At 34.0% G+C, this 312-nt stretch carries 1 protein-coding gene; it reads right to left on the bottom strand.

The genetic code is table 11. The features are described from left to right. Window positions 1–274 (bottom strand): hypothetical protein (locus KVT34_RS30070; RefSeq protein WP_217563274.1); only part of this gene is annotated, 274 nt, incomplete at its 3' end. Window positions 275–312 lie beyond the last annotated feature (38 nt).

The following is a 312-nucleotide window of genomic DNA, read 5'->3' on the forward strand; positions in this document are numbered from 1 at the left end:
TCTCTCTCCAAGACTTTATAAAACTACCGACCATATCAGTAATAACTGCTGCTATTAAGGCCAACGCAAATAGTACTGCCCCTGCACTTAAATATAAGTTTCCGATCATGTCAGTAACGAATAACCCAATTAGTGCGATGAAGGCCAGAATTCTGGTGCTTTTCTTCGCTTTTTTTATTTTCACTTTTATCCTCATGCCATTCATTCCTTTTATGTAATCTGACCATATTATACCAAATAATAATCCTACTATAACTTTGCACATCTTCTTCATACACATAAACCAACTTCTAATAATGCAAAAGAAAAAAA

This window comes from Paenibacillus sp. GbtcB18, assembly GCF_019091125.1.
Classification (GTDB): domain Bacteria; phylum Bacillota; class Bacilli; order Paenibacillales; family NBRC-103111; genus Paenibacillus_F; species Paenibacillus_F chitinolyticus.